Below are 5,025 nucleotides of genomic sequence, written 5' to 3'. Positions count from 1 at the left end.
GTTGCCGCGCGCGGCCTGGACGTGGATGACGTGGACGCCGTCGTCAACTATGACATCCCGCACGATGTAGAAAAATATGTACACCGCATTGGCCGCACCGGGCGCGCTGGACGGGTTGGCAGCGCTTTCACCTTTGTGACCATGCGCGAGCATTACAAGATGCGCGACATCATCCGCTTTACCAAGGCGCGCATTACTGAAGGCCGTCTGCCAAGCCTGCGCGACGTGGACAGCATCCGTACGTCCCGCCTGCTGGATGAAGTACGTCAGACTCTCGAAAGTGGAACGCTGGAGCGCTGGCTGGTATTGGTGGAAGAATTTCTGGCCGCGCAATTTCCCGATGGTGAAATCACCAATCGAGACGTATCAGCCGCCCTGCTCAAGCTTTTGATGCAGAGAGATTTTGGCGATCAGGACAAAGCTTCTGAACAGGATCCTCTGGCCATGCCCCCCCGTCGCCCCGCAAACGAAGGCTCGTTTGACAGACGGGATGCTGCCCGGCCTGGCACAAAGCCGCAACGCCGCGAAAATGACGGCCCCATGACTAAGCTCCACGTCAACGTGGGGCACATGAACAAGGTCAGCCCCCGCGAACTGGTCGGGGCCATCACTGGTGAGACTGGTATTTCCAGCCGCCACATAGGCGCGATCAGCATTCAGAAAGGTTTCAGCCTGGTAGAAATCTCTTCGGATATGGCGGAAGACGTGATGTCTGTGCTCAACAGAGGCGTTTTCATTGCGGGAACGCGCGTGGCTGCGAAAATGGACAGTGGCAGACCGGGAACTCCCCGTCCCCGCAAGCCCGGTGCCCCAGGTGCACGTCGCCAGCCGCCTGCCAGATATGGCAAAAAACCGCGCGGTTTTTTGGGAGATAACGACGACTAGCAGCGCTCTTTTCATATAGCACATGCTAACAGACCGCCCGCCCCGATTAAAAGGGGCGGGCGGTCTTGTTTTAAAGCCCCTTGCGTCGAGCTCACCAATAGCGCATTGAAACTTTTCAAGTTTCTCACTCGTATTCTCAATTTTCACCTGTGCTTACTTGAAGCAGCACGAAGCCCACCATCAACAATAACATAGCAATTTTACTATATTATTTACATAATAGCTGAACCGAAAACTGTAACAGCACAAAGCAAACACCTTCTGCCCCCAGAGAATACTATAAAAAATTATGTATTAAATATCATGAAATAACATATACTTATCGTAAAATTTCTCGAATTTATGATATTTTTCTCAATAAATCCATAATCAAAATAGTTAGATAACCGAAGAGTATATCAATCGAAGTATATTTTCTTACGTTTTAATGGGTACTATAGAGCCCATTAATCTGTCGTCTGCAAGGATTGATACAGATAACCCTATACTATTGTTTATTATTCATAAGGAGAGCGTGCATGAAACTTGGTTTGTTGGCCAAAATGATTCTTTTCATTCTTGTTCCGGCGGTTCTTGGTTTGATGCTGCTCGCAGGCGTAAGCTACAAAATGTCAGAAAAAATTCTGCGCGAACAGATAGAAACTGACATGAAAATAGTACTGCAAACCCAGGCATCAGGTATCCACGCTGTCCTTATGGGATTGAAAGATTCCCTTGGCATCGTGGCTCAAAACAACAGAATCACGCAGTACATAAACAGGTACAGCACTGGCGAAGCTGAAGCGCTCTCTTCGCCACAAGCACTCGCGGCGGATACTGCGTTGCAGGAATTCACCGATGTTAGCGACAACATCTCCTACAGCGCGCTTATTGCTCTGGATGGTAAAGTCATTGCACATCATGTTAGCGGCCAAACAGGGCCAAGCAAATCTGTAGGAACCGATTTTTCCCAGCGTTCATATTTTATCGAAGCATTGAAGGGCAAAACAAGCATCGTTGATGTTATAAGCGCCACAACCGGGCAACCTACAACAGTTATTGCCGTTCCAGTCGAACGTAACAAAAAAATCGTGGCCGTCATCTCTGTCGGTATCAGCAACAGCAACCTTGCCGACGACACAACCAATCTCGTCAAGGTGGGTGAAAAGGGATTTGCATTTATTTATGATATGGCCGGAAAAATGGTTATGCACCCAGACCCGAAAGCACTCACTCGCCAAGACGGCAACAAGCCTCATGTACGCGAGATGATGACGGCAAAGCATGGCCGTGTTGATTATGCAGACAACAAAGGAGAGGCAAAATTCATCTATTTTCAGGAACTTCCTGAAGAAAACTGGATCATCGGCCTTGAGCTTGACCGCAGTGAAATTCTGGCACCGGTACACAGAATGTTTACCAATGCCCTGCTGGTAGCCGCAGTATGCGTTCTGATTGTCGGTTTTATGATCATTTTCTCGGCGCGCGGTATAGCGCATATGGTACGCGGGTTCTCCAACATGGCGAACGCTGTAGCTGGGGGCAGACTTGAAACCGACCCGGCAGAAACACGTTTGCTGTCGCAGGCACAAAACCGCAGGGATGAATTCAGTGTTCTTGGCCAGGGGATGGGGCACATGATGGGCAACATCAAAACCCTGCTTGAAGAGAGCGACCAGAAAACATTGGCAGCAGAACAGGCCACAGAGGCCGCACACCAGGCCACCCTGCGGGCCGAAGAGGCAGCCCATCAGGCCGAGAACGCCAAACGCGAAGGCATGTTGGCCGCCGCTGGCCAATTGGAAGGTGTCGTGTCCATTATTTCTTCCGCCTCAAGCCAGCTTTCTGCCCAGATAGAGCAATCTGACCGCGGCGCTGTTGAATCAGCCCAACGCCTGGGCGAAGCAGCTACTGCCATGAACGAAATGAACGCCACCGTGCAGGAGGTTGCCCGCAACGCCTCTTCTGCCGCATCAGTATCAACGGAAACCAGAGCCAACGCCGAAGATGGGGCAAAGATAGTACAAAGCGCCCTGAAAAGTATCGATCAGGTGCATAAGGTATCGTTGGAGCTCAAGACCGACATGTCAAAGCTCAATGACCATGCCCAGGCCATCAACCGCATCATGAACGTCATTTCGGACATTGCGGATCAAACCAACCTGCTGGCGCTTAACGCCGCTATCGAAGCGGCCCGTGCCGGGGATGCTGGCCGGGGATTTGCCGTGGTTGCAGACGAGGTGCGCAAGCTGGCTGAAAAAACGATGGCTTCTACAAACGATGTTGGCAGCGCCATATCCTCTATTCAGGAAAGCGCTTCCCAAAGTGTTGCCGCTATGGACAAAGCCTTGCACGAAGTGGAAACAGCGACCCTCTTTGCCAGTCAGTCTGGTGATGCCTTGCGGCAGATAGTTACCAATGTTGAAGCCACGGCAGATCAGGTAGGCGCTATCGCCACGGCCAGTGAGGAACAGTCCGCCGCCAGTGAAGAGATAAATCAATCAATCTCACAAGTGAACGACATGGTCACCCAGTCAGCACAGGCTATGGGTGAAGCTGCGCAGGCCGTGACTGAACTGGCCCGGCAAGCGCAGACACTCAACCAGCTTATCGCCGAAATGAAGCGGGGATAAGCCGCTGTTTTCCCGAAGAACAACCAGACCCCCTGCACCAATGAGGGGGTCTTTTCATTGCCTCTTACCTTGATCTACGGTTTCATACCATCCGTAGTTTACCGCTCCGACGCGCTTTTCCGGCATTCAGGTCAAATAGGCAATGCCACTGTCCCCGCTGGCGAAAGTATATTTTTTACGCTACGGTTTCCGCAAGCAATGGCAAATCAGCCATTGCCAGGGTGTGTTTCATGCACCCTGCTTTCTCCTTACGCCCTGGCTACCCCACAACAAAAGGCAGGCCTCATGCATATCTCCAAGTCTTCATCATGGTTTGACGGCCTGCTGGCCGATGATTGCCCCGGCCCGGATATGACGGTTGAAATACTGGGGATTGGTCCCCAGACAGGGGCTATGTTTTTCAGCCCCCGTCAACAGGGAGTCATCAGCGGCGTGGAAGAAGCAGAGCAATTGCTGCTGCGCTGCGGGCTTTCCGTCACACGACAGATCAATAACGGCGACACTGCCGAAGCCGATGAGGTTTTTCTTGAGGCAAGAGGATCTGCGGCGGCACTGCACCGCGGCTGGAAGATAAGCCAGACTGTTTTGGAATACATGTCTGGCATTGCAAGGCGTTGTGCGCTGATGGTTGAGCGCGCCTCTGCCGTGCGCCCCGGTGTGCAGGTAGCAGTAACGCGCAAAAGTTTTCCCGGCGCCAAAGCCCTGTGCCTTGAGGCGGCAATAGACGGCGGCGCGTCCATTCACCGTCAAAATCTCTCCGATTCCATTTTGGTTTTTGCCCAGCATTTGCAGTTTTTTGCCAAGGGCGGGCAGCAGACGCCAATGGAATTTTTTGCCCGGCAGGTACAAAATTTGCGAGCCCGCATGCCGGAAAAAAAGCTTTCTGCCGAGGTGGATTCGCTTGAAGACGCACTGCTGGTGACCTCCGCCGGAATAGATATGGTTCAGTGCGAAAAATTCACCTGCGAGAGTCTGGCTGCCACTGTCGGCGCATTGCGGGGCACACGCCCTGACATTCTCATACTGGCCGCCGGGGGCATCACGGGCGAAAATGCTGCGGAATACGCCGCCACTGGCGTGGACGTTCTGGTCACAACCTGGCCCTACTTTGGCAAACCTGCAGATATAAAAGTAGTTATGGAATCTGACGGCGACAGCTAGGTGTGGTGTTCCAACAGGTTGTTTCCGCTGCCCCAGATTGCTGCTGGCAACGGAATCTGCCGAACCTGAGTGATACGCGAGGCCCGCGCAAAGAGAATATGCTCTCTCTGCACGGGCCTCGTTTTTTATACGAACTTTTGTAGAAACGTATCCGGGTATTGGCAGCACATGCCAGGCAAGGCTTGAAGTAACCGTGCTACGGCGAGCAGATCTCGCCTGCCCTGTTTATCCGCAACGGTTTAAACGCAAACAGCTGCGATCATTTCAAACCAGACATTCCTAGGGAAGCACTGATTAAAGAGCCTCCTGGAAACGCGCAGTTATTTCGTTTGGCAAGGCGCGATCTTTTTTTGAAGCAGGAGTAGAC

At 52.3% G+C, this 5,025-nt stretch carries 3 protein-coding genes; all 3 read left to right on the top strand.

Annotated elements, in window-relative coordinates; translation table 11 throughout:
* The coding region (locus QM579_RS12970) for a DbpA RNA binding domain-containing protein (protein WP_414999552.1) at positions 1-885 on the top strand (885 nt) is incomplete at its 5' end.
* Positions 886-1,403: 518 nt separating this feature from the next.
* Positions 1,404-3,497 (top strand): methyl-accepting chemotaxis protein, encoded by a 2,094-nt coding sequence (locus tag QM579_RS12965; RefSeq protein ID WP_414999551.1) that lies wholly within the window; start codon positions 1,404-1,406, stop codon positions 3,495-3,497.
* Between the two features lie 285 nt (positions 3,498-3,782).
* The gene (gene modD / locus QM579_RS12960; protein WP_414999550.1) at positions 3,783-4,658 is read left to right on the top strand and encodes a ModD protein; all 876 of its coding nucleotides are present in this window, start codon (positions 3,783-3,785) and stop codon (positions 4,656-4,658) included.
* Positions 4,659-5,025: the final 367 nt, after the last annotated feature.

Source organism: Desulfovibrio sp. (assembly GCF_047607245.1).
In the GTDB taxonomy this organism is placed as follows: domain Bacteria; phylum Desulfobacterota; class Desulfovibrionia; order Desulfovibrionales; family Desulfovibrionaceae; genus Desulfovibrio.
This window is presented reverse-complemented; position numbering and strand designations above follow the sequence as displayed.

Excerpts from the sequence above, each read along its gene's own strand:
- QM579_RS12965 (WP_414999551.1), top strand. The coding sequence starts at position 1,404 with ATGAAACTTGGTTTGTTGGCCAAAATGATTCTTTTCATTCTTGTTCCG.
- modD (WP_414999550.1), top strand. The coding sequence starts at position 3,783 with ATGCATATCTCCAAGTCTTCATCATGGTTTGACGGCCTGCTGGCCGAT.